Origin of the sequence: Streptomyces sp. NPDC052107 (assembly GCF_040680215.1) — a bacterium.
Classification (GTDB): domain Bacteria; phylum Actinomycetota; class Actinomycetes; order Streptomycetales; family Streptomycetaceae; genus Streptomyces.
The window spans coordinates 1-3305 of the sequence record NZ_JBFAWG010000219.1 but is presented as its reverse complement, the minus strand read 5'-3'; the positions used below and the strand labels follow the sequence as shown (position 1 = coordinate 3305).

Annotated in this window: 4 protein-coding genes; 1 reads left to right on the top strand and 3 read right to left on the bottom strand. The window is 67.9% G+C overall.

Going from position 1 to position 3305, the window contains the following annotated elements; genetic code table 11:
* Positions 1-287: 287 nt before the first annotated feature.
* The gene (locus AB0M27_RS47070) at positions 288-1283 is read right to left on the bottom strand and encodes a DUF5937 family protein (RefSeq protein WP_365732354.1); all 996 of its coding nucleotides are present in this window, start codon (positions 1281-1283) and stop codon (positions 288-290) included.
* A 170-nt stretch (positions 1284-1453) separates the two neighbouring features.
* On the opposite strand from AB0M27_RS47070, the gene AB0M27_RS47065 reads away from it, so the two are divergent.
* Entirely contained in the window at positions 1454-1966 is a 513-nt protein-coding gene (locus AB0M27_RS47065) for a DUF2690 domain-containing protein (RefSeq protein WP_365732353.1), read from the top strand.
* Between the two features lie 508 nt (positions 1967-2474).
* Here AB0M27_RS47065 and AB0M27_RS47060 read toward each other — a convergent pair.
* Together AB0M27_RS47060 and AB0M27_RS47055 are read right to left on the bottom strand one after the other, a co-directional pair.
* Positions 2475-2705 carry a hypothetical protein gene (locus AB0M27_RS47060; RefSeq protein WP_365732352.1) on the bottom strand — a complete coding sequence of 77 codons (231 nt, stop codon included), beginning with the start codon at positions 2703-2705 and terminating at the stop codon, positions 2475-2477.
* Positions 2702-3305: integrase core domain-containing protein (locus AB0M27_RS47055; protein ID WP_365732351.1), on the bottom strand; the 604-nt coding region annotated here is incomplete at its 5' end. The genes AB0M27_RS47060 and AB0M27_RS47055, both read right to left, overlap by 4 nt.

Below are 3305 nucleotides of genomic sequence, written 5' to 3'. Positions count from 1 at the left end.
CCCAAGGGGCTTGCTTGAGCCGGTTGCCTGGAAAGCGGGCACGGCCGGTTCTGAGGGGGGACCGCTGCAGCAATGCAGCGGTCCTACCCGACGAGACCTGGTTCGGAATCCTGACCGGCAGTCGATCCGCCGCGGCACCTTCGCCAGCGTCAACGTCCTGATCACGCAGATCCGCCTGGTGGAACGGCCACCCCCTCGACCGGGCCAGCCGCAGCCATCTCGCTCGGCTCCAACTCGCCCTTGCCGCATAACGGTTAGCAATTTTTGCCACCGAGATCGCGCAACGCTCAGTACACCTGGTTCGGTCGCGGCGGGTTCTCCGCCAGAAGGTCCACGCCCAAAGGGGTGAGGAACAGCAGTGTGCTCGTGCCTCGCCGGGAACAGCTGATCAGACGTGCCTCACGCAGCGCCTTGAGGTGGTAGCTGGTGGCCGCCAGCGACAGGCCGATACGCTGGGCGACTTCGCCGGCCAACGGACCGTCGGCAGCGACGCGCAGCACGGCGGCCCGGGTAGTACCGAGAAGGGACTGCAGGGTGTCCTGCCCGGGATGCCGAGCATGCGGGCGCCACCATTCGGCGGTTCTCTCAACGGGATACACCACAACCGGTGGGAGCCCGGGGTCGATCAGGGTGACGACGGTCCGCCAGCAGAACACCGAGGGCACCAGCGTGACACCGCGCCCTGTGAGATGAATGTCGCGGTCCTTCGGATAGTCCGCTTCGAGAACGGGCGGCGTCCACCGTAGCAGGGGGCGAAAGCTCTCCAGCAGGGCGTCGGCACCGCCGTGCAGGAGCGTGCGGGCCCGCCCGGCCACGTCCGCTTGTGCGTGGGTCGAAACCCGGGGCCAGTCGGGTAACAGGACCGACTCGTAGTAAGTGCGCAGTGCTTGACCCAGTGAAGTGAGCGCCGCTGCTTCACCACGCACGAGCGGGGCTGTCCACTCGGGCAGTCGGGGCATCGCGGCGAGTTCCTGACTCAGGCGCCTGCCGGGCGTGGACAGCACGGCCTCGATACCGCATTCCATCCCTGCTGCGGCCTCGGAAGGCGTGAGGAAGTCCGGGAAGTCACCGTAAGGCGGGGCGAGGGCGCGCAGGAGCCGCGGCATCCACACGGGAAGCCGGCGCAGCCGCTCACGTGCCCTGCCCCGCCACGCGTCGAACACCGCTCTGCCCTCACGGTTGCCCAGGAGGTTGGTGCTGAGCACCACTTCCCAGAGCGGATCCGGACGCGCTGCAACACGGATACGCGCAAGATCGTCGCTGGTGAAATGCAGTCGGAGCACTCCTCCCCCTCCCCCGTGCCCACAGCAGAATCTAGCGCCACAGACAAAGCCTGACCAGCGTTCTTCCAGCACGTTGGAACGTGGTGGACCGGTGGGCCGGGTGCCCGCGACGATGACTGCCGCGCGACAAGACCGCACACTGTGTTGACTGGCAGAAGGAGTCGTCTTCGGTGATACGCGTCAAAGCATCACTCACGGCACTGGCCTTGACGGTGGCGTCTGGCACCGCCGCCCTCGTGTTCGCCTCGCCTGCGCAGGCAGCCACCTGCTCCTGGTACTCCGGGCAGGTCGGCAACTCGTCGAACTGCGACAACCAGGATCCCGACGCTCTCGGCTCCGCCTGCGGCAGCGACGCACGCACCGTCGCCTCCGTCGTGCTGAAGCGGAGCTACGACGGCGCGGCGACCGGGCCGACTGTGGACCTGCGTTACAGCGGCAACTGCCGCACTGTGTGGGCCCGTATCCGCGGGGCTTGGGGGGCCGACTACGATCAGATGGGCTGTACCGTCACCATCCACCGCAACTCCGACGGTCAGGAACTCTACAGATCCCCGTCCTTCGGCTCGACGAACGCCACCGTCTGGACCAACGTCCTTTACGACGCGGGCGTCACCTCATACGCCAGCGGCCACTGCGACACCAGCCCCGGCTACAGCTACGACGGCCGCACCATCAACTGGTAGAACCACACCTGTGTGCCGGATCCCGATCCGGCACACAGGTGCAACGCAGGCTCGCGGCGAGGATTCGTAGAGCATTCAACTGACCGGGCCGTGGTGTGTTCCGGTGCTCGTCACGGGGGAAGCGTCGCGCAAGCCGGTACCAGCCCCGGGCCGCAGTGGTCCAGCGCGGCGAACCGTACCGGTGTGCCCGCCGGCTCGGCGCGTCGTGATCTTCCGGATCCCTGCGCGTCAGGGATGCCGCAGAGACCATGCAGTCGCTGCTCCTCGCGGTCAGCGTGCTCGCGGCTGCGAGCACGCTGACCACTGTGCCGGCCGACGACTGGCACGCCCCGGTGTGCGTCACCGCGGCCACGCTGCTCGCGACGATCGCCCGTCGCTGCGGTCTGAGAGGAGCCGGGGCTCCGTCGCACATCGGCGCCACGCGGACTGGTCCGGGGACTCGTCCTGGCCGGGGCGGTCCTCGCCCTCTACCTTCTCGCGTGATCCCTGCCGCTCACCCACGAGGCCTTCAGGGACGAGCGCGCTGCCGGACGAAACCCACGTGCGGGCACCGTCGATCGGGATGGCGGCGAGCAGCGCCGACCATGTGGCCCGCGAGATCACGCAGCGGCTGTATCCGCTGCACGCCCAGGCCGTGAAGCAGGTCTCCGAACTCACCGCGCTCCAGCAGGTGGAAGCACAGGGGCGCGGCGCCGTCGCCGACGCTGTCCTTGCCGGAAACCTCATCCGTCCTGGTCACGCGGCATGTGGGTCCTCGTGGATGATGCCGCCGAGTCGATCGCTTAGTCGGACGTCGAGGTGGAGGATTCGGGCCGGGTCGGTGATCGGCTCGGGCAGCGGTTGAAGGGGGCGAGCGTTCGCGATGCCCTGGTGCGGCCGACGCGAGTTGTAAAAGCGCTCGAACTCGCGCACCGCGTAGAGCAGGTGACGCCGATTCCATATCAGCATGCGGTCCAACAGCTCCCGTCGGCAGGTCTGCACCCACCGCTCCGTGACGGCGTTCATCCTCGGTATCCGGACGCCACTGAACACGACCAGAATCCCGGCGTCGTTGAGGATTTCGTCGAAGAGGGCGGTGTACGTGCCGTCCCGGTCCCGGATGAGGAACCGGGCCCGGCAGCCCGCGTCCTCCAAGTCCATGACGACGTTCTTCGCCGCCTGCTTCACCCAGGCCGCGGTCGGGTGCACGGTGGCGCCGAGGACGCGGATCCGCCGGCTGGCATGCTCAATGAGGGCCAGCACCTGCAGCGTCTCTGATTGGCTTAGCGAGCCTGAGCGTTGCTCAGCCTTGGGAGCCAATCGCCTTCGTGCCCTGGTACTGAACGACAGGAGCCGCCAG